Source organism: Streptomyces albiflavescens, from assembly GCF_014645835.1.
Lineage (GTDB): Bacteria > Actinomycetota > Actinomycetes > Streptomycetales > Streptomycetaceae > Streptomyces > Streptomyces albiflavescens.
Genome location: NZ_BMMM01000016.1, coordinates 16352 through 42050, shown reverse-complemented (window position 1 = coordinate 42050; position 25699 = coordinate 16352). Strand labels below are relative to the sequence as shown.

21 protein-coding genes and 1 pseudogene are annotated in these 25699 nt (G+C 71.4%); 15 read left to right on the top strand and 7 right to left on the bottom strand.

Annotated features, from left to right (window positions below):
- The first annotated feature begins 410 nt into the window (after nt 1-410).
- Nucleotides 411-1589, top strand: a complete 1179-nt coding sequence (gene sucC, locus IEY95_RS35050) for an ADP-forming succinate--CoA ligase subunit beta (protein WP_189190235.1) — start codon at nt 411-413, stop codon at nt 1587-1589.
- 22 nt (nt 1590-1611) lie between these two features.
- Nucleotides 1612-2496, top strand: a complete 885-nt coding sequence (gene sucD / locus IEY95_RS35045) for a succinate--CoA ligase subunit alpha (protein ID WP_189190234.1) — start codon at nt 1612-1614, stop codon at nt 2494-2496.
- A 78-nt stretch (nt 2497-2574) separates the two neighbouring features.
- Here sucD and IEY95_RS35040 read toward each other — a convergent pair whose 3' ends face one another.
- Entirely contained in the window at nt 2575-3693 is a 1119-nt protein-coding gene (locus IEY95_RS35040) for a helix-turn-helix domain-containing protein (RefSeq protein WP_189190233.1), read from the bottom strand.
- 108 nt (nt 3694-3801) lie between these two features.
- Here IEY95_RS35040 and IEY95_RS35035 point away from each other — a divergent pair, with 108 nt between their 5' ends.
- Nucleotides 3802-5454 (top strand): cell division protein PerM, encoded by a 1653-nt coding sequence (locus IEY95_RS35035; RefSeq protein ID WP_189190232.1) that lies wholly within the window; start codon nt 3802-3804, stop codon nt 5452-5454.
- A 206-nt stretch (nt 5455-5660) separates the two neighbouring features.
- Here IEY95_RS35035 and IEY95_RS35030 read toward each other — a convergent pair whose 3' ends face one another.
- Entirely contained in the window at nt 5661-6503 is an 843-nt protein-coding gene (locus IEY95_RS35030) for a hypothetical protein (RefSeq protein ID WP_189190231.1), read from the bottom strand.
- Between the two features lie 759 nt (nt 6504-7262).
- On the opposite strand from IEY95_RS35030, the gene purN reads away from it, so the two are divergent.
- Together purN and purH are read left to right on the top strand one after the other, a co-directional pair.
- Nucleotides 7263-7883: a phosphoribosylglycinamide formyltransferase gene (purN, locus tag IEY95_RS35025; RefSeq protein WP_189190230.1), complete on the top strand. Its 621-nt coding sequence runs from the start codon at nt 7263-7265 to the stop codon at nt 7881-7883.
- On the top strand, nt 7880-9442 hold the full coding sequence (gene purH, locus IEY95_RS35020) for a bifunctional phosphoribosylaminoimidazolecarboxamide formyltransferase/IMP cyclohydrolase (protein WP_189190229.1): 1563 nt from the start codon (nt 7880-7882) through the stop codon (nt 9440-9442). The genes purN and purH overlap by 4 nt, the downstream gene beginning before the upstream one ends.
- Before the next feature lie 150 nt (nt 9443-9592).
- On the opposite strand, the gene IEY95_RS35015 is transcribed toward purH, so the two are convergent.
- The 3 genes from IEY95_RS35015 to IEY95_RS35005 form a co-directional block, all read right to left on the bottom strand.
- Nucleotides 9593-11176, bottom strand: a complete 1584-nt coding sequence (locus tag IEY95_RS35015; RefSeq protein ID WP_189190228.1) for a serine/threonine protein kinase — start codon at nt 11174-11176, stop codon at nt 9593-9595.
- Nucleotides 11173-11919: an FHA domain-containing protein gene (locus IEY95_RS35010; RefSeq protein WP_189190227.1), complete on the bottom strand. Its 747-nt coding sequence runs from the start codon at nt 11917-11919 to the stop codon at nt 11173-11175. The genes IEY95_RS35015 and IEY95_RS35010 overlap by 4 nt, the downstream gene beginning before the upstream one ends.
- Before the next feature lie 134 nt (nt 11920-12053).
- Nucleotides 12054-12707 carry a hypothetical protein gene (locus IEY95_RS35005; RefSeq protein ID WP_189190226.1) on the bottom strand — a complete coding sequence of 218 codons (654 nt, stop codon included), beginning with the start codon at nt 12705-12707 and terminating at the stop codon, nt 12054-12056.
- Between the two features lie 308 nt (nt 12708-13015).
- On the opposite strand from IEY95_RS35005, the gene IEY95_RS35000 reads away from it, so the two are divergent.
- Nucleotides 13016-13870, top strand: coding sequence for a bifunctional methylenetetrahydrofolate dehydrogenase/methenyltetrahydrofolate cyclohydrolase (locus tag IEY95_RS35000; RefSeq protein ID WP_189190225.1), 855 nt, complete (start codon nt 13016-13018; stop codon nt 13868-13870).
- Between the two features lie 79 nt (nt 13871-13949).
- Nucleotides 13950-14417, top strand: a complete 468-nt coding sequence (locus tag IEY95_RS34995; RefSeq protein ID WP_229703590.1) for a DUF3017 domain-containing protein — start codon at nt 13950-13952, stop codon at nt 14415-14417.
- Between the two features lie 98 nt (nt 14418-14515).
- Here the strand turns inward: IEY95_RS34995 and IEY95_RS34990 are convergent, their stop codons facing one another.
- Nucleotides 14516-14947, bottom strand: coding sequence for a hypothetical protein (locus IEY95_RS34990; RefSeq protein ID WP_189190223.1), 432 nt, complete (start codon nt 14945-14947; stop codon nt 14516-14518).
- 241 nt (nt 14948-15188) lie between these two features.
- Between IEY95_RS34990 and IEY95_RS34985 the strand changes: the two genes are divergently transcribed.
- From IEY95_RS34985 to IEY95_RS34955, 7 genes and pseudogenes are all read left to right on the top strand, one after another.
- Nucleotides 15189-16361 carry a sensor histidine kinase gene (locus IEY95_RS34985; protein ID WP_189190222.1) on the top strand — a complete coding sequence of 391 codons (1173 nt, stop codon included), beginning with the start codon at nt 15189-15191 and terminating at the stop codon, nt 16359-16361.
- Nucleotides 16358-17026 carry a response regulator gene (locus tag IEY95_RS34980; protein WP_189190221.1) on the top strand — a complete coding sequence of 223 codons (669 nt, stop codon included), beginning with the start codon at nt 16358-16360 and terminating at the stop codon, nt 17024-17026. Before IEY95_RS34985 ends, IEY95_RS34980 begins: the two co-directional genes overlap by 4 nt.
- Nucleotides 17027-17412: 386 nt before the next feature.
- A pseudogene (locus IEY95_RS34975) lies at nt 17413-17706 on the top strand (helix-turn-helix domain-containing protein); the annotation flags it as partial.
- 782 nt (nt 17707-18488) lie between these two features.
- Complete coding sequence (locus IEY95_RS34970) at nt 18489-19715, top strand: helix-turn-helix domain-containing protein (RefSeq protein ID WP_189190220.1); 1227 nt, start codon at nt 18489-18491, stop codon at nt 19713-19715.
- Nucleotides 19716-20510: 795 nt separating this feature from the next.
- The gene (locus IEY95_RS34965; protein ID WP_189190219.1) at nt 20511-21500 is read left to right on the top strand and encodes a malate dehydrogenase; all 990 of its coding nucleotides are present in this window, start codon (nt 20511-20513) and stop codon (nt 21498-21500) included.
- Between the two features lie 61 nt (nt 21501-21561).
- The gene (locus IEY95_RS34960) at nt 21562-21897 is read left to right on the top strand and encodes a hypothetical protein (RefSeq protein ID WP_189190218.1); all 336 of its coding nucleotides are present in this window, start codon (nt 21562-21564) and stop codon (nt 21895-21897) included.
- A 30-nt stretch (nt 21898-21927) separates the two neighbouring features.
- A complete protein-coding gene (locus IEY95_RS34955) occupies nt 21928-22839 on the top strand; it encodes a serine/threonine kinase C-terminal domain-containing protein (protein WP_189190217.1) in 912 nt (303 codons plus the stop codon).
- 34 nt (nt 22840-22873) lie between these two features.
- Here IEY95_RS34955 and IEY95_RS34950 read toward each other — a convergent pair whose 3' ends face one another.
- A complete protein-coding gene (locus IEY95_RS34950; RefSeq protein ID WP_189190216.1) occupies nt 22874-23773 on the bottom strand; it encodes a bifunctional helix-turn-helix transcriptional regulator/GNAT family N-acetyltransferase in 900 nt (299 codons plus the stop codon).
- A gap of 287 nt (nt 23774-24060) precedes the next feature.
- Here IEY95_RS34950 and IEY95_RS34945 point away from each other — a divergent pair, with 287 nt between their 5' ends.
- Nucleotides 24061-25572: an aldehyde dehydrogenase family protein gene (locus tag IEY95_RS34945; RefSeq protein WP_189190215.1), complete on the top strand. Its 1512-nt coding sequence runs from the start codon at nt 24061-24063 to the stop codon at nt 25570-25572.
- Nucleotides 25573-25699 lie beyond the last annotated feature (127 nt).

Here is a 25699-nt window from a genome sequence, read left to right as displayed (position 1 = left end):
GTACGGCGACATCCCGGCGAAGCCGGCGTACGGCATCCGACCGACTCCGCAGGGCGATGGCCCCGTACGGCCGAAAGCCGTCGGTCCGTGCGACCGGAACCCTGCGGTCGGGCCGGGTGGTCCCCATTGGGGTGGGGATCACCCGCCCTGAGCCCCCCACCAGGGGCTGTTCAAGGGGCCTCACCAGGCAAACCCCAGCCTGGTGAGGCCCTGCCCTGTGACAGGTATCACCGCTCAGGTGTGATCTGCGATTTAGGGACCCACGTCCAGCGGCGATAACCTGCGAGACGGACATGCCGCGCGCTCGGACACCGTGTGCGCCACCCTTGTGACAGCGGACGTCACGTTGCCCTTCGCGGCACGCCCACGCATCCAACGAACCGCGAGATCACTGATAGGGACGGACGCGCGTGGACCTGTTCGAGTACCAGGCGAGGGACCTCTTCGCCAAGCACGGTGTACCGGTGCTGGCCGGTGAAGTCATTGACACGCCTGAGGCAGCCCGCGAGGCGACCGAGCGTCTTGGCGGCAAGTCCGTCGTCAAGGCCCAGGTGAAGGTCGGTGGCCGTGGCAAGGCCGGTGGCGTGAAGCTCGCCGCCACCCCGGACGAGGCCGTCGCCCGCGCGACGGACATCCTCGGCATGGACATCAAGGGCCACACGGTCCACAAGGTGATGATCGCCGAGACCGCTCCGGAGATCGCCGAGGAGTACTACGTCTCGTACCTCCTCGACCGCACCAACCGCACCTTCCTCGCCATGGCGTCGGTCCAGGGCGGCGTGGAGATCGAGGTCGTCGCGGAGGAGAACCCCGACGCCCTCGCGAAGGTGCCGGTCGACGCCAACGAGGGCGTCTCGATCGAGAAGGCCCGCGAGATCGTCGCCCAGGCGAAGTTCCCGGCCGAGGTGGCCGAGCAGGTCGCCGAGATCCTGGTGACGCTGTGGGACACCTTCATCAAGGAGGACGCCCTCCTCGTCGAGGTGAACCCGCTCGCCAAGGTTGCCGACGGCCGCGTGATCGCGCTCGACGGCAAGGTGTCGCTGGACGAGAACGCCGAGTTCCGTCAGCCGGAGCACGAGGCGCTGATCGACCACGCGGCGGCCAACCCGCTCGAGGCCGCCGCCAAGGCCAAGAACCTCAACTACGTCAAGCTCGACGGCGAGGTCGGCATCATCGGCAACGGCGCGGGTCTCGTCATGAGCACCCTGGACGTCGTCGCGTACGCCGGTGAGAACCACGGCGGCGTGAAGCCCGCCAACTTCCTCGACATCGGCGGCGGCGCCTCCGCGGCCGTCATGGCGAACGGCCTGGAGATCATCCTCGGCGACCCGGACGTCAAGTCCGTCTTCGTCAACGTCTTCGGTGGCATCACCGCCTGTGACGAGGTCGCCAACGGCATCGTCCAGGCGCTGCAGCTGCTCGCCGACAAGGGCGAGGAAGTCACCAAGCCGCTGGTCGTCCGTCTGGACGGCAACAACGCCGAGCTGGGTCGCAGGATCCTGTCGGACGCCAACCACCCGCTCGTGCAGCGCGTGGACACCATGGACGGCGCGGCCGACAAGGCCGCCGAGCTGGCCGCGGCCAAGTAAGGGACGAGGGAAAACCACAGCCATGGCTATCTTCCTCAACAAGGACAGCAAGGTCATCGTCCAGGGCATGACCGGTGCCACGGGCATGAAGCACACCAAGCTCATGCTGGCCGACGGCACGAACATCGTCGGTGGCGTGAACCCGCGCAAGGCGGGCACGTCCGTCGACATCGACGGCACCGAGATCCCCGTCTTCGGCACGGTCGCCGAGGCCATGGAGAAGACCGGCGCCAACGTGTCCGTCCTCTTCGTGCCGCCGGCCTTCGCCAAGGCCGCCGTCGTCGAGGCGATCGACGCGGAGATCCCCCTCGCGGTCGTCATCACCGAGGGCATCGCCGTCCACGACTCCGCCGCCTTCTGGGCGTACGCGAAGGCGAAGGGCAACAAGACCCGCATCATCGGTCCGAACTGCCCCGGTCTCATCACCCCGGGCCAGTCGAACGCCGGCATCATCCCGGGCGACATCACGAAGCCGGGCCGCATCGGCCTGGTCTCGAAGTCCGGCACGCTGACGTACCAGATGATGTACGAGCTCCGTGACATCGGCTTCTCGTCCGCCGTCGGCATCGGTGGCGACCCGGTCATCGGTACGACGCACATCGACGCGCTCGCCGCGTTCGAGGCCGACCCCGACACCGACCTGATCGTGATGATCGGTGAGATCGGTGGCGACGCCGAGGAGCGCGCGGCCGACTTCATCAAGGCCAACGTGACGAAGCCGGTCGTCGGCTACGTCGCCGGCTTCACCGCGCCCGAGGGCAAGACCATGGGCCACGCCGGCGCCATCGTCTCCGGGTCCTCCGGTACGGCCGCCGCCAAGAAGGAGGCCCTCGAGGCCGCCGGCGTCAAGGTCGGCAAGACGCCGACCGAGACGGCGAAGCTCGCGCGCGAGCTTCTTGCCGGCTGACGCTCTGCTCGGCTGAATGTCCGGTGGGCCCGCACCCCTTGCTGGGGTGCGGGCCCACCGGCGTTTCCTGGACCTCTGTCAACGGTCTTCCGGCACGAGCCTCTCCGGGCCACTTGCCGATTCCGACTTGAGCTTGGCTCGAAGCTGCAGCTGAATCGGGGAGAGGGGGCCCTGGGCGGTGCGGGGCGGTAGTCCGTGGACCGCTTCGGCCGGGGACAGGGGGGCCTCGTAGTGGTCCGGGGCCGAGCGCAGGGTCAGGGTCGTGGTGCCGATGAGGAGGACCGTGAAGGCGATGGCCGCGCGGGTCCAGCGACGGGCGCGCCGTTCGCCGTACCAGCGGACGGTGGGGGGCTTCGCCGCCCGCAGCCCCTCCGCGCTCGCGAGTTCGGCGAGCCGCTGGTGCAGTTCCTCCGGCACCGCCAGCTCCGGCAGGCGCGCCGCGACGGCTTTGCGCGCGTGCAGCAGCCGGTTGGCCGCGGCGGGCGTGCTCGCCTCCGTCTCGGCGGCGGTCTCCGGCAGGTCGAGCCCCACACCGTCGTACAGCAGGAGCGTGCGCCGGTACACCGGCGGCAGCTTCAGGAGTACGTCGAGCAGCGTGCGGTCGCGGGCATCGGCGGGCGGTGCCTCCGGTTGCCGGTGGCGCAGGCGCATCCGGTGCCAGGGGGAGAGCCCGTACTCGTACGCGGCCGCCCGTACCCACCCGGCCGGATCCCGGTCCATGGCCACCTCGGGCCAGCGGTGCCAGGCCAGTTGGAAGGCCCGCTCCACGGACTCGCGCGCCAGCTCGCGCCGCCCGGTGAGCAGATAGGTCTGCCGTACGAGGGCGGGGGCGCAGAACGCGTAGAGGGCGTCGAAGGCCTGAGCGGGCGTCAGCGCGGCAGCGGGCAGCACGGATTCCGCGTCCTCGGAGGCCTTCTCCTCCTCGGAGGGTGGCGCGCCGGCGCCCACCGATGCGGGAACGGCCTGCTCATGACGGACGGTCACCTCGGACTCCGCGGGCGCCGCCTCGGTCAGCAGCTGTGCGTACGCATCCCCTTCGCGGCCGCGCGGCGTCGTACGGCCGGCCTCCCAAGAACGCACCGTCTTACGGGTGACACCCAGTCTGGAGGCGACCTCGGCCTGGGTCAGCGACTTGGCCTCGCGCAGACGGCGGCGCTCCTCGGGGGCCGGCAGCGGGGTGGCAGGGCTCCGTGTCATGCCGGACTCCACAGGGTGCCCCTTCGTACGAAAAAGTACATAGATGCATATTGAGCGACACATCCGGGGTTCGCCTGTTACGACGAGAAAGCGCGTGTCGTTGGGAGCATGAGAGTCGTGACCCAAATGACCGACCGCAGGCTCTCGTTGTCGCCCCTGCTCACCCGGATGCGTGACCGGTCCCCCGGACTGGGCGCCAGCCTCGTGGATGGCGCCCTGGCGGCGGGGCTCGGGCTCGGCTCGTTCGCCGTCCTCGCCATGCTGCTGTGGATCACCTCGCCGTACCCGGACAGCGGGCCGGGCGGGGCGGTGCACGTGGCCGCTGCGCTCTGGCTCCTCGCCCACGGTGTGGAGTTGATCCGCACCGACACCTTGTCGGGTCTGCCCATGCCGGTGGGGGTGACACCGCTGCTGCTTCTCGTGCTGCCGGTGTGGCTGCTGCACCGGGCGGGGCGCGACGCGTCCGACGGCGAGTCCGAGGCGGGGCCGCGTACGGCGTGGGTCGGGGTCGTCATGGGTTATCTGTCCGTCGGCGCGGCTGCCGCGCTGTATGCCTCGGGCGGTGCGTTGCGACCGTCCTGGGTGTGGACCGCGGCGTGCCTGCCGCTGCTTGCGCTGGGGGCCGCTGGAGCGGGGGTGTGGACGGCGTACGGGCGTCCGCGGGGGCCGATGCCGTCATGGGCGCGACGCGCCCTGGCGGCGCTGCCGCTTGTCGGCGTACGTCTTTCCGGCGTACGCCGTTCCGACGGCACGCCCGATTCCGTGGCGCCGGGGGGTTCCCGCTTCCTCGGGGGCGTGGTGCGGGCGGCCGGGGCCGGGGTGGCGGTGCTTGTCGGGGGCGGGGCGTTGCTGGTGGCGGCGTCGCTGGTGTGGCACGGGGGGACGGCTCGCGACTCGTTCCTGCAGCTCACCGAGGTGTGGTCGGGGCGGTTCGCCGTGCTGCTGCTCTGCCTCGCCCTCGTGCCGAACGCGGCGGTGTGGGGGGCGGCGTACGGGCTCGGGCCCGGGGTCGTCCTCGGCGCGGGGCATGTGGCGGGGCCGCTGTCGGAGGCTGCGCCGGGGTCGCTGCTGCCCGCGTTTCCGCTGTTGGCGGCGGTGCCGGGGGCGGGGGGCCCGTTGAGCTGGGCGAGTGGGGTGGTGCCGGTGGCCGCGGGGGTGACGGTGGCGTGGTTCGTGGTGGCGGCGGCCGTGCCCGGGGCCGGGGCGGGGGATGCGGACTGGTCCCCGGGGCGGACGGTTGCCGCGGTCGCGCTGGCCGCCGGGCTGTGCGGTGTCGCGCTCGCGGTGCTTGCCGGGCTGGCCGGGGGGCCGCTCGGGGTGGCGGCGCTCGCCCACTTCGGGCCGGTGTGGTGGCAGGTGGGGCCTGTGGCGGTGGTGTGGACCGGGGTGGTGGGGGTTCCTGTGGCGGTGGGGGTGCGGGGGTGGCGGCTTCGGGTGGCCCGGGTGGGTGCGTCTGCTGGACGGGTGCTTCGGGTGCCGCGGTCCTGGTGGCCGTCGTTGCCGCCGTTTCCGTCGTGGTTGTCGTGGTCGTCGCGGGCTCGGCGTTCGGCGGGCGATGTGTCGACGGCGACGGTGCCGCCCGCTGCCGCTCAGCCCCGACCGGGCGTACGGGACTCCGCGCTCGAGTCCTACGAGCCGTACGACTTCCTTCCGAACGACGACGCCACGGGTTCCCCCTGGCACGAGGGCTTGTCGCGCGAGGACCGCTGGGCGGCGCTCAAGGAGGCGTCCACACCTCCGGAGCCACCGGACTCCGCCTGAGGTCCACTCGGGGGTAGGTTCTCGCCCCCTCCGCCCCTACCCATTCCGACCCCTGGGGCTCCGCCCCGGACCCCGCCTAGGTTCGGGCCGATGCAGGGGCTGGGGACGCAGCCCCCAGGTACGGGACGGGCACGGGTACGGGACGGGCACGGGCGTCGGAGGGCGAAACCACGCCCGGTGCCGGGAACCACGCCCGGTGACGGCCGTCAGCCGTGTGTTCCCAGGAGACCCCGGAGGTCCTTCGGGAGCAGGTCGTTGCAGGACTGCTTCGCCGCGTTGGTGAGGGCGTCGTTCGTGCAGGAGTAGTAGTCGCTGTAGACGAGCTGCGCGGTGAAGGTCGCCGCGACCATGAGGATGGCGAGTGAGGCGGTGACGAGCCCGCTCACCGCGGCCGTCGTCTGCGGACGGACGTTCGGATCGGGCGCCGAAGCGTCCGGATCCGGAGTACGGGGCTTGGCGCGCAGCGCGCTGCCGCCCCAGTACAGGGCGAGCGCGCCGAGCAACAGCGCTACGTACGGCCAGCTGAAGAGGGCGAAGAAGAACGCCCACATCCCGGAGAGCAGGGCATAGCGCGCGCGGCGCTGAGCCGGATCCGTCGGGTCCCAGCGCATACCGCCGCCCGGACCACCGCCGGGTCCTTCCGGACCGCCCTGCCCCTGCGGCGCCCCTGGCCGGTCCCCGAAACCGCCACCGTTCGACGGCCCGGGCTGCCGGTCGCTCCACTGGCTGCCCCACGGGGAGTGTCCGCTCTGGTCGGCCCCGCCGTTGCCGTCCGCTCCCTGACCGCTCGCGGGCCGCCTCGGCTGCCACGGCCGGTCGGGCGTGCCCTCCGGGGGCGGAGCGAACGGATTGTCGTCGGAGTTCGAGGGGGGAGTGGCAGGAGCGTCGGGACCCCGTCCGTCCGAGGAGCCGTTCCCGCCCGCCGGGCCGCGTCCGTCCGAGGAGCCGTTCCCGTCCGCGGGCACGTCCCCGCTCGACCGCGGCGGAGTGGGCGAAGGACGCTGCTCGCGCAGCAGGAGCGGAGGGAGTCGGAGACTGCGGTCCGGCATCAGGTGTGCGTCTTCCCCTTGGTGGTTCTGGTGGGCGGCGTGTCCACACAGCATCGTGCTCGCGACGCGCGCCCCGAGCTTCTTCACCCGGGACTCACGCCCCAGGTGTCGAGCCCCGGGCTGACGCCCCGAGCTCCTTGCCCCTGGGCTCGCACCCAGAGCTTTCTACGCCTGGGCTCGCGCCCAGGGTGTTCTGTGCCTGGGCTTGCGCCCAGGGTGTTCTGTGCCTGGGCTCGCACCCAGGGTGTTCTGTGCCTGGGCTCGCACCCAAGATGCTCGTCCGTCAGGACTTGCGCCGAGCGTAGGACCCCGGGCTCACTCCCAGAGTGCCGCACCCCGGGCAGGCCCAGAGCGTCGGACCCCGGGCTCGCGCCCGGAGCTTCCGCCCCCGGCCCGTGCCCTGGCTGTTCGTCCTCAGGGCTCGCACCGCAGGTGTTCACCCCGCGGTCCACGCCCCCAGCATGACTCCCGTCCAAGGCTCGTACCCCCGGACGATCGTGCCCGGGGCCCGCGCCCCGAGCGTTCGTGCCCCTCCCAGGTCAACGTCCCGCGTGCGCAGGGCGTTCCCCCGTGGTGGACGGTGTTCCCGAGTGGATCCTCCCCAGACGCTACCTTCCGGCCACGCCCCCGTCCCGTGGGGGGCTGCCCGGTGTGCCGGTATCGTTGCTGACGGTCGGCCGCTTTGTAGACTTCCCCGTATCCCGGGGCGCGAAGCATTCGTACGACCGTACAAACGCTCCCCCGAGAAAGGGCCCCGTCGTGGCCAAGGCCAAGCGCCTCGTCGTGCTGGTCTCCGGATCAGGTACGAATCTGCAGGCACTGCTCGATGCCATCGCGACCCACGGCGCCGAGGCCTATGGAGCCGAGATCGTGGCCGTCGGGGCCGATCGGGACGGTATCGAGGGGCTCGCGCGTGCCGAGCGGGCCGGCATCCCCACCTTCGTCCGCCGGGTCAAGGACTACGACAGCCGGGACGCGTGGGACGAGGCTCTCGCCGAGGCCGTCTCCGCCCATGAGCCCGACCTCGTCATCTCCGCGGGGTTCATGAAGATCGTGGGGAAGGAATTCCTGGCTCGGTTCGGTGGGCGCTTCGTCAACACGCATCCCGCACTGCTGCCCAGTTTCCCGGGGACCCACGGCGTGCGCGACGCGCTCGCATACGGCGCGAAGGTCGCCGGATGCACCGTCCACTTCGTCGACGACGGCGTCGACACCGGACCGATCATCGCTCAGGGCGTGGTGGAGGTCCGGGACGAGGACGACGAGAGCGCTCTGCACGAGCGCATCAAGGAAGTCGAGCGAAGGCTGCTCGTCGATGTCGTGGGGCGGCTCGCCCGCAACGGCTATCGCATTGAGGGACGAAAGGTAGTTATCCAGTGACCGCCGAGAGCAACAAGCGGCCCCTTCGCCGGGCGCTCGTCAGCGTCTACGACAAGACCGGGCTCGAGGAGCTGGCTCGCGGGCTGCACGAAGCCGGCGTCGAGCTTGTCTCCACCGGCTCCACCGCCGCCCGTATCGCCTCCGCCGGCGTCCCCGTCACCAAGGTCGAGGAGCTGACCGGCTTCCCCGAGTGCCTGGACGGCCGCGTCAAGACCCTGCACCCGAAGGTCCACGCGGGCATCCTCGCCGACCTGCGGCTCCCCGATCACCGTCGCCAGCTCGAAGAGCTCGGTGTCGAGCCGTTCGACCTCGTCGTCGTCAACCTCTACCCGTTCCGCGAGACCGTCGCCTCGGGCGCGACGCCCGACGAGTGTGTCGAGCAGATCGACATCGGCGGTCCTTCGATGGTCCGGGCCGCGGCCAAGAACCATCCCTCCGTTGCCGTGGTGACCAGCCCGGCGCGGTACGGGGACGTACTCTCCGCCGTCAAGTCCGGTGGCTTCGACCTCCGTACCCGCAAGCGGCTTGCCGCCGAGGCCTTCCAGCACACCGCCTCGTACGACGTGGCGGTGGCGAGCTGGTTCGCGGACGACTACGCCGCGGCCGACGCCAGCGGCTTCCCGGACTTCCTCGGTCACACCTACGAGCGCAAGAACACCCTCCGCTACGGCGAGAACCCGCACCAGGGCGCCGCGCTGTATGTCGACGGCACGGGCGGTCTCGCCGAGGCCGAGCAGCTGCACGGCAAGGAGATGTCGTACAACAACTACACGGACACGGACGCCGCGCGCCGTGCCGCGTACGACCACGCGGACCCCTGCGTCGCGATCATCAAGCACGCCAACCCGTGCGGTATCGCGGTCGCCTCCAACGTCGCCGAGGCGCACCGCAAGGCGCACGCCTGTGACCCGCTGTCGGCGTTCGGCGGTGTCATCGCGGTCAACCGGCCGGTGACGAAGGAGATGGCGGAGCAGGTCGCGGAGATCTTCACCGAGGTGATCGTGGCGCCCGAGTACGAGGACGGCGCCCTCGAAGCCCTCACCAAGAAGAAGAACATCCGCGTGCTGCGCGCCCACAAGGCGCCCGCGAACCCGACCGAGGTCAAGCAGATCGACGGAGGCGCGCTGCTCCAGGTCACCGACCGCCTCCAGGCCGACGGCGACAACCCGCGGAGCTGGACCCTCGCCACCGGCGAAGCCCTGAACGAGGGCGAGCTCGACGAACTGGCCTTCGCCTGGCGGGCCTGCCGCGCGGTGAAGTCCAACGCGATCCTGCTCGCCAAGGACGGCGCCTCGGTCGGCGTCGGCATGGGCCAGGTCAACCGCGTCGACTCGGCGAAGCTCGCCGTGGAGCGGGCGGGCGCCGAGCGTGCCCGCGACTCGTACGCCGCCTCGGACGCGTTCTTCCCGTTCCCCGACGGCCTGGAGATCCTCGCCGAGGCGGGCGTGAAGGCCGTGGTCCAGCCCGGCGGTTCGGTCCGTGACGAGCTGGTCGTGGAGGCCGCGAAGAAGGCCGGTATCACGATGTACTTCACGGGGACGCGCCACTTCTTCCACTGAGCCCGCCCAGCGACGCCGCGGCCTCCGGCCCTCCCCCGCGGGAGCCGGAGGCCGCGGCGCGTCGGCAGGCGATCGGGCGTCCCCGGCCGATGGGTGACACGGCCATGGTGGCGACGGAGGCCGCCGAGCGGTACCTCAGAACTCTCAGGGTCACTTCTTGCCCGGCGGGGTGTACTCCTTGAGGTAGTGAGCGACGCGGTCGGCGTAGGCGCGGACCTTCGGGGGAACTCCGCCCGCGTCGTTCACTTTCCGGTACGAGGTCCGATACGCGGCGGCGACCAGCACCTTCTCGTCGCCGTCCAGGCCCGACCTGAGCCGCGGCACGATCGCGCACAGATAGCGGCTCATGGCCGGGATGGACTGGGCGGGGGTGAAGGGGGGTTCGGGGACCTTGGCCGTCGGCTTTCCGTCGGAGCGCAGGTAGTAGCGCAGTACGCGCGGAGTCCAGCGGGCGATTCCGTACTCGTCCATGGCGGGATCGGAGAGCTGGGCATCGAAGTTGCTCTCGGACTTCAGCATCGCGGCGATCAGCCCCGGTGTGACCGGCGCCTGCACGCAGTCGTGCGCCGAGTCGACGATCAGGGCGCGGTACGCGACGGGAACGCCCTTGTCCGTACGGAGTTCGGAGGCGCCGTAGCGCGCCGCGCTCACCTTGGCCGTCCGCTTCGCGCCGGGCTCCTGCGCGTCCCCTCCGTCGTTCGCGATCGCACTGATCCCGTACGCGAGCGCGGCCACCGCGACCACCCCTGCCGCAGCGCCCAGGACCGCCCGGCCACCGCGAACCGGCCGTCGTGGCACGCGCGCCGAACGGGCCGTTCCGGCCGCCGACTCCACCCGTCGCAGCAGCGCCTCTCCGGTGATCCGCTCCTGGTGCGTACGGGCCAGACAGTCCCGCACGATCTCCCGCCAGATGTCCGGCAGCCGAGGAGAAAGACGCAGCTCGTCGGTGCCACGCGCATAGGCGACCGCCGCGTCCCTGCGGGCCGACGGGGTGCCGCCGGGCAGGGGATAGGAATCGGTGAGCACGAGATGGGCCAGGACGCCGAAGGCCCAGATGTCGGCCGACGGTCTGATGCGGCGGCCCCGTTCGCCGATCTCGGCCCACAGCAGCTCGGGCGGGGTGTAGTCGGGCGTCGAGAAGGCGGGCGTGTAGGCGTGGGTGCCGTCCAGCTCGGCGGCCATGTTGAAGTCGGCGAGCCGGGCCGAACCGTCCTCCATCAGCAGCACGTTGGCCGGTTTCAGGTCTCCGTGCACCCAGCCCGCCCGGTGCAGCTGGGCCAGCCCCTCGCAGATCTGTGCGAGCAGCGCCGGACCGGCGGCGGGGCGCGGGGCCCGGGACAGCAGCGCGGCCAGGGAGCCGTCCGCCTTCTCCAGTACGAGGACGGTGGCGCCGTCGAGTTCGGGGTGCGCCGGATCGTCGACGGTCAGGGTCTCGTACAGCCGGATCAGACGGGGCGCGGAGCGCAACCTGCTGAGCAACTCCAGCTCGCGCTCTGCCAGTTCGCGCAGATGGGTCAGTTGGCGGGGCGTGTGGGTGCCGGTCGGCAGGAACTTGAGGGCGGCGGTGGAGGGGAGGTCGTCGGACGGGAGGTCGTCGGACGGGAGGTTGTCGGACGGGCCGGTCCGCCGTGCCGCGTACACGCTCCCGAAGGCCCCCGTGGCGATCGGCTCGCGTACCTCCCAACTGCCCACCCGATACCCCTTGGGCACCTGCACGGCGTACGGATCGCTCACCGGCCGGACCGGGTCGGCGGTGCTGTCAGGATGACCAGATCGTCCTCGCGTACGAGGTCGAAGCGGAGCGCCAGGGAGACCAGGGACTCCTTCTTGCCGTTCAGGCGTGGGCCCGCGTCCGCCGTGTCGGGGCCGGGCTTGAGGCGCAGCTTCACCGCCAGGTAGTCGATGTTCCACTGCACGGTGGTGCGGCCGGCGGACGGCCAGAGGGGGCGCAGCCGGTCCACGACCTGGTCGACCGTGGGGATCGGGGCGTGCGGTTCGCCCCGCAGGCGGGGTTCGCACAGGGCGGCGAGGACCGCGAAGTACCGCTTGGTGCGGTCGACGGAGAAGGCGGGCGCGGTCGTCGCGCCGTCGAGGGAGCCGGGGGAGCGCAGATAGTCGTGGCGGGGCGCCCACACCTCGATGGGCAGCAGGTCGCCCGCCGCGGGCAGCACGATCCGGGAGAACTCGAAGGGGACGGGCGCGTCGAGGCGCCCGGGGCCGACCTTGATGTGCTCGCCGGCGCCCTCCGGGTTCTCCACGACGTAGGTCTGGCTCGACGAGAGGTTGCTCAGCACCCAGAAGGCGCTCTGCGCGGTGATCACGCCGGCCGCGCGGGAGACGCCCTCGTGGGCGATCGCGAGGTCGTTGTCCGCGGCGGACCGGCCGAAGGTGAGGCGCTCTCCGGGAGCGAGGTGGAACTGGGGGGCGTTGCGCTCGGCCTCCGTGGTCGGCGGAGGTACCACGATGATGCTGTACAAGGTCCGTCTCCCCGTGCACGCGCGGCTACGGGAATCAGGGTAGACAGACGCACCAGGGCCGTGTCCCCCCTTGTGCAGGGTGAGACACGGCCCTTGGAGCGAATGGCGTGAACTGTTCAGTAACGCCGGGCAGTTCAGTAGCGCGGGCGTGCGAACCAGGCGGTGCCGCTGGGTACGACCGGCGCCGCCGTGATGATGGCGGCGAAGACGACCCAGATCAGCGGGAGGATCACGGCGGAGGCCATGCCGGAGTCGAGGCCGCCGAAGAGCAGGATCAGACCGACGATCCCGCCGAGCGCACCGTAGATGACGGTGGTGATGCGGATGCCCTGGCCGCCCTTGCCGAACTTCACGCCGAGCGTGATCGAGAGGGTCGCGAGGGCCGCCGCGATCAGGCCGATGACCACCAGAAGGCCCGTGGCGATGTCGGCACCGTCACTGAACGCGCTGAACGGATCGTCCGACGACGAGCTGTAGCTGTCCGCCGCGTTCGAGATGTCGTTCGCGAAGGCAGCGATGTAGAACCAGGCGAGAGCCGCGATGATCTGCACCGCGGAGATGATGAACAGGAACACGCGGGCCGTGACCAGAAGCCCCGGCATCGTCTGCGGAAGCATCTGGTTGCCGCCCGGGTAGCCGGGGTACGCCGGCTGCTGCGGGTAGCCGTAGCCCTGCGGGGGTACGCCGGGTGGGGCCTGGGGGTAGCCGTAGCCGGGAGGGGTCGGCGGAGCGGCCGGGGGCTGCTGGGGCGGCTGCCCGTAAGGGTTGTTCGGGTCGCCGAAACTCATGGCGGGTTTTCCTCCGTTGCCTGGTACGGGGACGACGCGGCACGGTTCGGAGGAATTTCTACAGAGCGGTTCGTCCCCCCGGTACTGCCCGCGGCACTGTCTGCTCATCGTTCTTTAGCCGACTCTTACTTGTCCAGCCGCATTCCTTATGTGTTGTGCAAGTGCAACACGGTGATCATGGCCGGATACGGTCGAAACGGGCGCCTGACGCCGGCCGAAGCGGTGCGGTGGGGCCCCCGAGGGGGCGCGGGACGGCTGCCGGGAGCCCGGATTGGAACCAGGACCCGGTCATCCGGGAGGATGGGGTCATGACCGCCCAGATTCTCGATGGCAAGGCCACCGCAGCCGCGATCAAGTCCGATCTGACCGTCCGCGTGGCGGCCCTGAAGGAGAAGGGCGTCACGCCCGGCCTTGGGACGATCCTGGTCGGGGACGACCCCGGCAGCCAGAAGTACGTCGCGGGCAAGCACCGCGACTGCGCCGAGGTCGGCATCGCCTCCATCCAGCGTGAACTGCCCGCGACCGCCACGCAGGAGGAGATCGAGGCGGTGGTCCGCGAGCTGAACGAGGACCCCGCCTGCACCGGCTACATCGTCCAGCTGCCGCTCCCCAAGGGCATCGACGAGAACCGCATCCTTGAGCTGATGGACCCGGGCAAGGACGCGGACGGCCTGCACCCGATGAACCTCGGGCGACTCGTGCTGAACGAGCCGGCCCCGCTGCCCTGCACCCCCAACGGTGTCCTCACCCTGCTCCGACGCTACGGCGTGGAGATCAAGGGCGCCGAGGTGGTCGTCGTCGGCCGTGGTGTGACCATCGGGCGCCCGATGCCGCTGCTGCTGACGCGACGCAGCGAGAACGCCACGGTCACCCAGTGTCACACCGGCACCCGTGACCTCTCCGCGCACCTGAAGCGCGCCGACATCATCGTCGCCGCGGCGGGCTCCGCGCACCTCGTCCGGGCCGAGGACGTGAAGCCGGGCGCCGCCGTCCTCGACGTCGGTGTCTCGCGCAGCGCCGAGGGCAAGATCGTCGGTGACGTCCACCCGGACGTCGCCGAGGTCGCCGCCTGGATCTCCCCGAACCCGGGCGGTGTGGGCCCGATGACCCGAGCCCAGCTGCTCGTCAATGTGGTGGAAGCGGCGGAGCGCAGTGTCGGCTGAGGGACGGTCCGAGAACAGCGAGGCGCGGGGCGCGTGCGACGACGGCGCCGAGTCGGCGGTACGGGATGCGGAGGCGGCCGTGCGGCACGCAGTGAACGCCGGTGACGAGCCGACCGTCACGGACGCCGTCAGCGCGCCCGACGCCGAGGGGAAGCCGCGGCGCACCACGCGGCGCTTCCCGCGGATCACCCGGGACACCGCGCGGCCCGAGGGCGGCGGCCGGGCGGCGCCCGGGGACGCTCCGGCGCCCGCGCGTCAGTGGCCGATCCTCGCGGTGCTGTCGGCGGTCGGGCTCGGCCTGCTACTGGTCGCGCTCGACGTGTTCCGGTTCGGGACGATTCTCATCGGCGCCGCGCTCCTTGCGGGAGCGGTGATGCGCTGGACGCTGCCGAGCGTGGGCATGCTGGCGGTCCGCTCCCGCTTCACCGACATGCTCACGTACGGCGTGCTGGGCGTGGCCATCGTGCTGCTCGCGATGATGGCTCAGCCCAACCCGTTGCTGGAGATCCCGTTCCTGGACGACACCCTGCACTTCACGGTTCGCTGAGCGCCGAGCCTTCGGCTCCGCGCTCCGGTCTCTCGCGCTCGACGATGGCCCGCGCCTCCCCCGGAGGACGCGGGCCACCGGGCTTTTCGGGCGGTCGCTCAGCAGTTGATGTACTTCATCTGGAGCTGGTAGAAGGACTTGCCGCTGGGGGCGTAGAGCCGTACCGGTGAGGAGTCGCCCTTCGGGCCCGCCCAGTCGCTGTCGACGTAACCGCCGCCGCGCAGCAGGCCGCGGACGAACGGGCAGCGGCCGTCGGACTTGGTGTCGTGGACCGTCCCGGTGACCTTCCTGTCGTAGTTGCACCACTTGCCGTTGGCGTAGCCCTCGCCGCTGGAGATCGACCAGTTGTTGGTGCAGGAGTCGGCCGTCGGAGCCTTGGCAGCGGCGGTCGCCGCGGGGGCGAGGGCCAGGCCTCCGCCCAGGAGGGCGGTGGTGGCCAGGCCGACCGCGATGCGCTTGCGCGCACTCATGCGGGTGCGGATGCGGGTGCCGGTGCTCGTGCTCGTACTTGTGCTGGTGCTTGCGGTCATGGGTCCGATTCCCCTCTTCGGATGCGGTGCCGGTGGTCGGCCGGCCCGTTTCTGGACGCGGTGCCGGTGGTCGGCCGGCTCCGTCCTGGTCCCAGAACGTACGGGCCGCCCCGCAGGCCCCGCGTCCCGCGGCGGTTTGAACTCCCGCCCCACCGAGCGCGGTAGGCGCATCGCTCCTGCAACTTCCGTGGTACCGCCAAAGGTTGACGCGGGGCGGCCGAGGCGGCGTTACGCTGCGCCGATGCGCTTGTGGCCGCCCCGCCCGTTCGCCGTTGACACGCTGATCGCGCTCGCCATGGTGTGCGTGGCCGTCCTGCTCGGGCAGGAGTCGGTGACACAGGGGTGGCCCGAACTCGACGGCCCCGCCTACGCGTTGGTGGTCTGCGCGCATCTGCCCGTCGCCTTTCGCGGCAGGGCACCGCTCGTCGTCTTCGGCGCGGTGCAGGCGGCGAGCGTCGTGTACATCACCGCGGGCTACTGGCCGGTGGTGTGCACATTCGGTCCCATGCTCGCCCTCTACACGGTGGCGTCGGTGCGGCAGGCCCGTACGACCGCCCTCTGCGCGGGACTGCTTGTCGCGGTGTGGGTCTACGCCGGGTTCGTCAGCGAGAGCGACGCCATGGCGTCCGTCGTGGCACAGGCGCTGCTCTTCTCCGCTGTGCTGTGGCGCTTCGGTTATCTGGCCCGGCGCTCCGCCGAACTTGCCCGCGAGCTGCGCGCCGAGCAGGCCGAGCGGGCGCGCCGCGAGGTCGCCGAGGAGCGCGGGCGGATGGCGCGGGAGCTGCACGACGTCGTGGCCCATCACATGTCGGTGATCTCGGTGCAGGCGGGCCTCGCCCGCTTCGTCTTCGACTCCGACCCGGCGACCGCCCGTGGCGCGCTGGGCACCATCGCGGACACCAGCGCGGAGGCCCTCGACGAACTGCGCCGGATGCTCCAGGTGCTGCGCGAGGAGGACCTCAGGGACACGGACGGCACGCCCGCGGCTCCGATGCCGGGCCTCGCCCGCCTCGGCGACCTCGTCGAGCGCGTACGCGCCGGCGGCGTGCCCGTCGAACTGCGCGTCGAGGGCACCCCGCGCCCCCTCGCCCCCGGCGTCGAGCTCTGTGCCTACCGCGTCGTTCAGGAAGCCCTCACCAACATCCTGAAGCACGCTCGGCACGCCCGTGCGACCGTCGAACTCCACTACCGGGCGCACCATGTGACCGTCGGCGTCACGGACGACGGAGAGGGGGTGATTCCGGACAGAGTCCCGGCGGGCGGCGGGCACGGCTTGATTGGCATGCGCGAGCGGGCCAAGCTCTACGGCGGGACGATCAGCATCGGCCCGCGGAGCGAGGGGGGTTTCGCCGTGCGGCTGACCCTCCCCACCTCAGCGCGGACCGCGGGGCGGGGGGACGAGACCACGGCATGACCACAGTGCTCGTCGTCGACGACCAGTACCTGATCCGGGCCGGTCTCGTGGGGCTGTTGAACGCGGCGCACGGTATCGAGGTCGTCGGGGAGGCGGGGGACGGCGACGAGGCGGTGCGGCTCGCCGCGGAGACCCGGCCCGACGTGATCCTGATGGACATCCGGATGCCCGGCACGAACGGCATCCAGGCCACCGAGCGCATCCTCGCCGAGGCGGTCGAGCCCGCCCCGCACATCCTCGTGCTGACCACCTTCGACCTCGACGAGTACGTGTACGGGGCGCTGCGGGCCGGTGCCTCCGGGTTTCTGCTCAAGGACTCGGGGCCCGAGCGGCTGCTCGCCGCGGTGGCCGCGGTCGGCGGTGGCGACGCGCTCTTCGCGCCCAGTGTCACCCGCCGCCTGGTCGAGGCGTTCGCCCGGCAGGCCGGCTCCGCGTCCGGCGCCGAACCGCCGCCCGACCTGGGCGCGCTGACCTCGCGCGAGGTCGAGGTCCTCAAGCTGATCGCCGCCGGCCTGTCCAATCCGGAGATCGCCGACCGCCTCTACATCAGCGAGGCCACCGTCAAGACCCACCTCAACCGCACGATGACCAAGCTCGACCTGGACAGCAGGGCGCAGGCGGTGGTGGTCGCGTACGAGACGGGGCTTGTCAGGCCTCGCGGGTGAGGTGCGGTCGAGGGGGCGGCGTAGTCGTGCCGGTGCCCGGAGATGCCCCGGGGCCCGTCCCCGACATGGCCGAGGCTCTTCCCCGACATGGCCGAGGCTCTTCCCCGAGCGTGGCCGAGGCCGCCGGACATGACTGCGGCCCATCCTCTCCCCCGAGTAAGGACGGGCCGCGATCGGGCGGGTGTTCCGCCCGGGGTCAACACTTGTGCACAGGAACAGGCTGTTCAACACCTGGCAGTTCGCTGTGGCACGGAAGTGACCATTCCGCTACGGGGTCCGTGCCGAGTGCCGGGAACCGTCCGCCGGGCGGCGTCGACGACGTTCGCGGGAACCGTCCGCCGCCCCGGTGTCGTCCCTCGCTCAGGGAACGCCGAGGGAGGTCAGCGATGGGTTCCTGGCAGCCGCTGCCGGAGCAACTTCCGCCGGAGGTGCGCCACTTCGTCGAGCAGCTGCGGCAGCTCAAGGACCGCACCGGCCTCAGCCTGGTCGCCCTGGGCGCGCGCACCGCGTACAGCAAGTCCTCCTGGCAGCGCTACCTCAACGCGAGTCAGCCGCCACCCCGGCAGGCCGTTGTCGCGCTGTGCCGGGTCGCGGGCCTCGTGTCCGAGGACGCGGAACGCTTCGGCGTGCGCTGGGAGCTGGCGGTGGAGGTCTGGCCCCGGGTGCCGGTGGACGCCGGCTCGGTGACCGGAGGTCCGGTTGCCGGGGGTTGGGTGTCTGACGGTTCGGCTGCCGGTGGTTCGGTGTCCGGTGGTTCGGTGTCCGGTGGTTCGGTGTCCGGTGGTTCGGTGTCCGGTGGTTCGGTGTCTGGCGGTTCGGTGTCCGGTGGTCCGGTTGCCGGTGGTTCGGTGTCTGGCGGTTCGGTGTCCGGTGGATCGGCTGTGGGTGGGATCGCGCTCGACGGTTCGTCTGCGGGTGGGTCCGTTTCCGGCGGGTACGAGGACGACCCCACGCTTCCGTGGTGGGACGCGCCGCCGTCCGACGCATCGTCGTCCGGGGCCGCCATGGGCCGCCTGCCGCTCTACGCCGCCCTGTTTCTCCTCGTTCTCCTTCTCGTCGCCCTCGTCGGGGCCGTCACCCTCGGGTGAGCTGAGGGCTCCCGGGGTCCCTGAGGTCACGCCTGTGTTGTCGTTGTGTCGATGTCTTGACAAGTTCAAGGATTTGTACTGATCCATGACAACAGCCGGGTTAACGTGGGCAATCGGGACGGTCCGGGACGTCCCGTGCGGAAGCCAGGGGTTCGACCGGCCGCACATGATGCCGGTGGGACACTGGACCGCAGCCCAACGGGCGTGCAACGGTGCATGCCCCGGAGCCCGAATGCTCCCGTGCGCCCCCACCCCGGGAACTGAGATCCTGACCGAGCGCATCCCTGTGGGTAGCCAGAACGGGGACTCGGCGGAGGGGCGCCACGCGCGGGGAGAACAGTCGTGCACGTACGGGGGGAAAGAGGGGGAAAGCAATGCCTCGTTGGAGGGCCTTGCCGGATGAACTCGATCCGCAGGTCAGGGAGTTCGCCAGCCAGTTGCGTCGGCTCGTCGACCGGAGCGGGCTGAGCATTGCCGCGGTGGCCGACCGTACGGGCTACAGCAAGACGTCCTGGGAGCGTTACCTCAACGGGCGGCTGCTCGCGCCCAAGGGCGCGATCGTCGCGCTGGCCGAGGTCACGGGGACCAGTCCCATCCATCTGACGACCATGTGGGAGCTGGCCGAGCGCGCCTGGAGCCGCTCGGAGATGCGCCACGACATGACCATGGAGGCGATCCGGATCTCCCAGGCGCGTGCCGCGCTCGGGGAGTTCGGGCCGACTCCGGCGAAGGGGAGCAACGGCCGGCAGGCCGCGCGCAAGGGCGGCAGCGCGACCGCGACGCCCGGGATCGCCGGGCCCGCGGGGGTCTCGCCGACGGCGCCGCCGTCGGTGCCGTCGCAACCGTCCGGTCCGGACGCGGGGGAGTCGTCTTCGTACGGGGATTCGGCGTACGGGGGCGGCTCGCGCGGCGGTGCCGGGTACGGCGGGTCCTCGTCCGGGGGGTCCTCGTCCGGTGGTGCGGGGCGCGGCGGCAGTTGGGGGGCTGTCGCCTCGCCGTCCGACGGGGGCGGGCAGTTCGGTCCCTCGGCGCCGGCCGGACCGGCCCGGTCGGCCGGGGGGCCGCCGCAGGACGCGCGGCCCGGCGCCGCGGTGGCGGGGGGCGGGGCGCGCCGGGGGCGGCGGCTCACGATGTTCCTCGCGGGGATCGTCGGCGCGCTCGTGGTGATCGCGGTGGCCGTCTACCTCACCAGTGGCGGGGACAAGAAGAACGCGGGCGACACGCCCAAGACGCCCTCGACCTCGGCGAGCGTCAATTCCGACCTGCCGGCCGGGGTGAAGTGCACCGGGGCGGGCTGCACCGGCAAGGACCCGGAGAACATGGGCTGCGGCGGTGAGTTGGCCAAGACCACCACCAGCGTCACCGTCGGTACGACCCTCGTCGAGGTGCGCTACAGCGAGACCTGTGGTGCCGCCTGGGCCCGGATCACCCAGGCCGCGGTCGGCGACCGGGTCGAGGTGTCCTCGGGAAGCGCCGCCAAGCAGACCGGGTCGGTCATCGCGGACACCGACGCGTATACCCCGATGGTCGCGGTCAAGGACGCCGGCGATGCGACGGCGTGCGCGACGCTGAAGTCGGGGCAGAAGGGCTGCACGAAGTAGCGGCGCGCCGTCTGCGCCCGCGCTTGGTGGGCGGGTCGGGGTCGCGCCGTCTGCGCCCGCGTTTGGTGGGCGGGTCGGGGTCGCGCCGTCCGCGCCTGCCGCCGGTGGGTGGGTCGGGGCCGTGCCGGTACATCCGCCCCGTCGCCGGTGGCAGATCGCTTGGGCTGCAGGGTCCTGCCTGTTGGCAACCACGTAAGCGACGGGGCATGTGATGTACCGGCACGGCCCCTTCCGTCGTCTGGCGACTGCGGGTGCGTGGGGACTGCGGCCTCTTCCGGCCAGGGGGCGGGTGAGGGGCGCGCGTCGCGGCTGCGGGTGCCGGTGCTTGACCTTTCAGCCCGTCCGGCGTTTGAGGACGATGCCGTTCAGGCCGATGCGGGGGTCTGGGGGCGGCAGCCCCCAGGTGTGGGACGGGTAGGGGCGGAGGGGGCGAAAAAACCATCTCCCGGCGAGGATTGCCCACCCTCCTCCGGGGCAGGCGCACCGTACCCCCACGGGATCCGGAGCCGTCCGGGAGGAGTCACCCCCTTCCGGGCCGGACCCCCCGGTACCCCAATGGCGGTCGCCCTGCCCACTCTCCCGGGCCGGGCGGCCGCCTCTTGGGCGGTTCTGTGGGGTGGGCCACACGGACCCGGACGTCGGGGGTCCCGGATGCGCGATAGCCTGACGGCGGATCTCTCTTGACGCCAAGAGATCGATCATCGGTACCCCTGATCGATCATCGCGGCGGACGCAGGGAAGATCCTGCACCCGGGGCAGGGACGCCCCACCGCCAGCTGTCATACGGAGAACGCCATGACCCGCACTCCCGTGAACGTCACCGTCACCGGCGCGGCCGGCCAGATCGGTTACGCCCTGCTCTTCCGCATCGCCTCCGGCCAGCTGCTCGGCGCGGACGTGCCGGTCAAGCTGCGCCTCCTGGAAATCACGCCGGCGCTGAAGGCCGCCGAGGGCACCGCCATGGAGCTCGACGACTGCGCCTTCCCGCTCCTTCAGGGCATCGACATCACGGACGACCCGAACGTCGCCTTCGACGGCACGAACGTCGGTCTGCTCGTGGGCGCCCGCCCCCGTACCAAGGGCATGGAGCGCGGCGACCTCCTGGAGGCCAACGGCGGCATCTTCAAGCCGCAGGGCAAGGCCATCAACGACCACGCCGCGGACGACGTCAAGATCCTGGTCGTCGGCAACCCGGCGAACACCAACGCGCTGATCGCCCAGGCCGCCGCCCCGGACGTACCGGCCGACCGCTTCACGGCCATGACCCGCCTGGACCACAACCGCGCGCTGACCCAGCTCGCGAAGAAGACCGGCACGACGGTCGCGGACATCAAGCGCCTCACCATCTGGGGCAACCACTCCGCCACCCAGTACCCGGACATCTTCCACGCCTCGGTCGCCGGCAAGAACGCCGCCGAGGTCGTCAACGACGAGAAGTGGCTGGCCGAGGACTTCATCCCGACCGTCGCCAAGCGCGGTGCGGCGATCATCGAGGCCCGGGGCGCGTCCTCCGCCGCTTCCGCCGCCAACGCCGCCATCGACCACGTCTACACCTGGGTCAACGGCACCGCCGACGGCGACTGGACCTCCATGGGTATCCCGTCGGACGGTTCGTACGGCGTCCCGGAGGGTCTCATCTCCTCCTTCCCGGTCACCACGAAGGACGGCCGGTACGAGATCGTCCAGGGCCTGGACATCAACGAGTTCTCCCGCGCCCGCATCGACACGTCGGTGAAGGAGCTCGAGGAGGAGCGCGAGGCGGTCCGCGCACTCGGCCTGATCTGATGATCTGAGCCGCTTCGCACCACATCAGCCCCTGCCCGGGAAGCCGGGTGGGGGCTGACGCGTGCGTACGGAAAGTACGTATCGAACGTACGTGCTTTGTCGCCATATAACGGGGTGCAGCGGGAGTAACCCTCGCTATCGTCGGGACGTACGGTCCGCCAGGGGAACGGGGGCGTGGCCGGGGGAGCACGGCGGGGGTGGGTCCCCATGGCGGGATCGGAGAGACGGCCACGAAGCACCGCGTGCGGCCGCCGCCGACGAGACGAGCGCGGCGCAACTGGACGCCGTCCGCACCCTGCGGGAGCATCTGCGGCTGCTCACGGAGACGGACGCCACGACCGGGCTCGACGGCGAACTCGCGGCCGTGGTGCAGGTGATCGCGCAGCTCGCGGGCTAGCGGGACCGGAGTGGGAACGGGGGCGACGAGATGGCGCAACGGTGGGACGCGGACCGTCAGCGGTGGGTCGACGACGGTGCCGGTGGGGGCGACAGCGGCGGGGCTCGGGATGCCGCCGACGTCGGCGGGACGCCGCCCGGCCCGGAGCAGCAGTGGTGGGCGTCCGTGCCGACCCAGTCGGGGCTCGTTCGACCGGACTGGTATCCGGCTCCGGCACCCGTACCGCCACCGCCGCAGCGACCGCCCGGGTCCGGGCGGGGGACCGCGGACTCGCGCCGGCTCCTCGTGGTGATCGTGGCCGTGGCGCTCCTCGCGGGCGGTGTGGGAGGCGGGGTGTGGGCGCTGACCAGGAAGGACTCGGCGGGGCATGCCGACTCCGGCGTAACACGTCCGGCGGTGACCGTCACGGCCACGCAGACCCCTCCCTCGCCGGACAACGGTGACGCGTCCGGGAGCCAGGACACCTACGCCGATCCGGTGGAGTCCACTGCCCCGGGGCCGTCGCCCGGGTACAGCAGGGCGGTCGATCCGGTCGGTTACACCGTGGACGTGCCGGAAGGGTGGGCGCGCAAGGAGGTCCAGGGCAAGCTGGCGCCGGTCGTCACGTACACGGCCCCCGGTGGCAGCAGCAGGCTCATGCTGTTCGAGGTCAAGGAGAACTCCCTGACCGAGTCGTTGGACCAGGCCGAGGCCATCTGGCAGCAGCTCTCGGGCTACCGGCTCCTGAACCGGCAGACGGGCCCCGACTGGACCGAGGTCACCTACCGCTACGACAGCGAGCAGAACGGAGCCACTCAGGTCCTCGACCACCGCTTCGCGGCAGCCGACGGCACGCTGTACGCGATCAACGCGAGTGGTCCCGAGGGCGAGGACATGACCGGCGCGCTCACCACGGCCCTGAACTCCTTCTGCCCCACCGGTGTCGACTGCGCGAGCAGTTGACACCGGTGTACAGGCGTACGACCGCGAGCAGTTCCTAGTCCGAGGTGTGGGGCAGGCGCTTCTCGAACCAGTGGGCGGCATACACGTTCTCGTCGTAGCGCGGGATCTCCGTGTACCCGCACGCCCGGTACATGGCCTGCGCCTCCGTGAGCGCCGCGTGCGTGTCGAGCCGTACGGCCTCGTACCCGCGCTCGACGGCCTGCCGCTCCAGGCCGAGGAGGATCCGGCGAGCGAGGCCGAGCCGCCGGGCCGCGGGGTGCACCCAGACATGCCGGATCTCGCCCACCCCGGGTTCGATCCGACGCAGCACCCCGCAGCCCACGGGCCGCCCTTCCTCGTACGCGATCAGGAAGGCGCCCGAGTCCCCCGACGCTTCATGGGGCTGTACGAGGGCGGCGGGGTCGAAACCCTCCGGGAACCGTTCGTCGATGTCGGCGGCGTACGCGGCGAGGCAGTCCCGGGCGTCGCGGGAGGCGCCGTCGACGAGCTCCACGGTGATCGCGGCCAGCCGCAGCAGCCGCTCGGCGACGGCCACGGCGGTGGTGAGTTCGTCGCGCTGCCGTGTGTCGAGACCGCTCAGCAGTCCTTCGGCCAGCCCGTTGGCCCGCCGGTTCTGCTCCTTGACTTCGACGAGACCGGCCGACGTGAGTTCCGCCATCCGCAGTCGGCTGTCCGTGGGATGCACGCTCACCCGTACGAGACCCTGCGCCTCCAGCGCCCGGATCATCCGGCTCAAGTACCCGGCGTCCAGGCCGAGTCGGCCCCTGAGCTCTCGCAACGAGGCTCCGTCGGGTCCGATCTCGAAGAGCAGCCGTGCCTCGCCGAGAGGCCGGTCCTGGCCGAGGTAGTGATCGTCGAGCACGCCGATGCGGCGCGTGAAATAGCGGTTGAACCGCCGCAGCGCCTTCACATGGTTCGCTGACACTGGCTCCATATTTCTTTGACTTTAGTCAAAGAAAATATGGGCGTCCATAGGGGGAGGGCGTGCCGGTGTCCATGAGCCGGAGGGAGCGCCGAGGGCCATGAAGTCGACGGGGCGATCACTCTCGGCATTCAGTTCGGGCGATTTGGCGGCATTTCCCACACTTTTTCAGTGACCCGGCGCACTTTTGGTCACGGGTTGTGCATGCATCCGGGGGCGGGGGGCAGGTGCTCCCGGCCCCCGAGGTGACACGCGTGTGGCGCAGGGGCACTGAACAGGAACGGAAGGCAACACCGATCATGGCCGGACAGCAGGCACAACAGACCATTCATGTGGGCGGCGAGTGGCGCGAAGCCCTCTCCCGCGCCACCCGCGAGATCCTCGATCCCGCCGATGCCGAGCCGTTCGCCCTGGTCGCGGAGGGTGATGAGAAGGACACGGACGTGGCCGTCGAGGCCGCCCGCCGCGCCTTCGACGCGGGCCCGTGGCCGCACACCCCGGTGGTCGAACGTGCCGCCCTCCTGCGTCGCGTCGCCGATCTCCTCGTACGCGATCGCGAGCGGCTCGGACTCCTGGAGAGCCGCGACGCGGGCAAGACCCTTGAGGAGGGGCGCGTCGACATCGACTGTGTCGCCGACGCGTTCCGGTACTTCGCCGAGCTCGTCGTGGGCGAGGGCGGCGGACGGGTCGTGGACGCGGGCTCCGACGACATCCACAGCGTCGTGGTGCACGAGCCCGTCGGCGTCTGCGCGATGATCACGCCCTGGAACTACCCGCTCCTGCAGGCAAGCTGGAAGATCGCACCCGCGCTGGCTGCCGGGAACACCTTCGTCGTCAAGCCCAGCGAGATCACTCCGCTGACGACCGTCGCACTGATCGAGCTGCTGGTCGAGGCCGGGCTGCCCGCCGGGGTCGCCAACATCGTGACCGGGCCGGGGCACACGGTCGGCGCACGGCTCGCCGAACACCCCGACGTCGACCTCGTCTCGTTCACGGGCGGCCTCATCAGCGGGACGAAGGTCGCGCAGGCCGCCGCCGTGAGCGTCAAGAAGGTCGCCCTCGAACTCGGCGGCAAGAACCCGAACGTCGTCTTCGCCGATGCCTGCGCGACCGAGGAAGGCTTCGACACCGCCGTCGACCAGGCCCTGAACGCCGCCTTCATCCACAGCGGTCAGGTGTGTTCCGCCGGGTCGCGCCTCATCGTCGAGGAGTCCGTGCGCGAGCGCTTCGTCGCCGAACTCGCCCGAAGGGCCGGGCGGATCAGGCTCGGGCGCGGTACCGAGAAGGGTGTGGAGTGCGGTCCGCTCGTCTCCGAGCAGCAGCGCGAGAAGACCGAGGCGTACGTCGCCTCCGCGCTGGCCGAGGGCGCGGTGCTGCGGGCGGGCGGCAAGCGGCCCGAGCCGTCCGACGTCCGGCCCGCCACCGGGTACTTCTACGAGCCGACCGTTCTCGACCAGTGTCACCGCGAGATGAGGGTCGTCCGTGAGGAGGTCTTCGGGCCGGTCCTCACGGTGGAGACCTTCCGCACCGAGGACGAGGCCGTCGCGCTCGCCAACGACACCGAGTACGGGCTCGCCGGCGCCGTCTGGACCGCCGACGCGGGCCGCGCCCGCCGCGTGGCCGGACGGCTGCGGCACGGCACCGTCTGGATCAACGACTTCCACCCCTACCTTCCGCAGGCGGAGTGGGGCGGCTTCGGCAAGAGCGGGGTGGGGCGCGAGCTCGGCCCGGCCGGTCTCGCCGAGTACCGCGAGACGAAGCACGTGTACCAGAACCTCGCGCCGAAGCCGGTCCGCTGGTTCACGGGCTGATCCCGGTCCGCTGGTTCACGGGCTGATCCCGAGCCGCTCTTTCGCCGGCTGATCCCGAGCCGCCGGTTCGCCGGCTGAAGCCCGCCGTCCCCGCCCCGTCCCCCCGCGCCCCGTCCCCTCATCACCA

Bases quoted from the DNA above. Each gene is read 5' to 3' on its own strand.
- sucD (WP_189190234.1), top strand. From the start codon at position 1,612: ATGGCTATCTTCCTCAACAAGGACAGCAAGGTCATCGTCCAGGGCATG.
- IEY95_RS35040 (WP_189190233.1), bottom strand. From the start codon at position 3,693: ATGACACGGAGCCCTGCCACCCCGCTGCCGGCCCCCGAGGAGCGCCGC.
- IEY95_RS35035 (WP_189190232.1), top strand. From the start codon at position 3,802: ATGAGAGTCGTGACCCAAATGACCGACCGCAGGCTCTCGTTGTCGCCC.
- IEY95_RS35030 (WP_189190231.1), bottom strand. From the start codon at position 6,503: ATGCCGGACCGCAGTCTCCGACTCCCTCCGCTCCTGCTGCGCGAGCAG.
- IEY95_RS35005 (WP_189190226.1), bottom strand. From the start codon at position 12,707: ATGAGTTTCGGCGACCCGAACAACCCTTACGGGCAGCCGCCCCAGCAG.
- IEY95_RS35000 (WP_189190225.1), top strand. From the start codon at position 13,016: ATGACCGCCCAGATTCTCGATGGCAAGGCCACCGCAGCCGCGATCAAG.
- IEY95_RS34990 (WP_189190223.1), bottom strand. From the start codon at position 14,947: ATGACCGCAAGCACCAGCACAAGTACGAGCACGAGCACCGGCACCCGC.
- IEY95_RS34985 (WP_189190222.1), top strand. From the start codon at position 15,189: ATGCGCTTGTGGCCGCCCCGCCCGTTCGCCGTTGACACGCTGATCGCG.
- IEY95_RS34980 (WP_189190221.1), top strand. From the start codon at position 16,358: ATGACCACAGTGCTCGTCGTCGACGACCAGTACCTGATCCGGGCCGGT.
- IEY95_RS34970 (WP_189190220.1), top strand. From the start codon at position 18,489: ATGCCTCGTTGGAGGGCCTTGCCGGATGAACTCGATCCGCAGGTCAGG.
- IEY95_RS34965 (WP_189190219.1), top strand. From the start codon at position 20,511: ATGACCCGCACTCCCGTGAACGTCACCGTCACCGGCGCGGCCGGCCAG.
- IEY95_RS34955 (WP_189190217.1), top strand. From the start codon at position 21,928: ATGGCGCAACGGTGGGACGCGGACCGTCAGCGGTGGGTCGACGACGGT.
- IEY95_RS34950 (WP_189190216.1), bottom strand. From the start codon at position 23,773: ATGGAGCCAGTGTCAGCGAACCATGTGAAGGCGCTGCGGCGGTTCAAC.
- IEY95_RS34945 (WP_189190215.1), top strand. From the start codon at position 24,061: ATGGCCGGACAGCAGGCACAACAGACCATTCATGTGGGCGGCGAGTGG.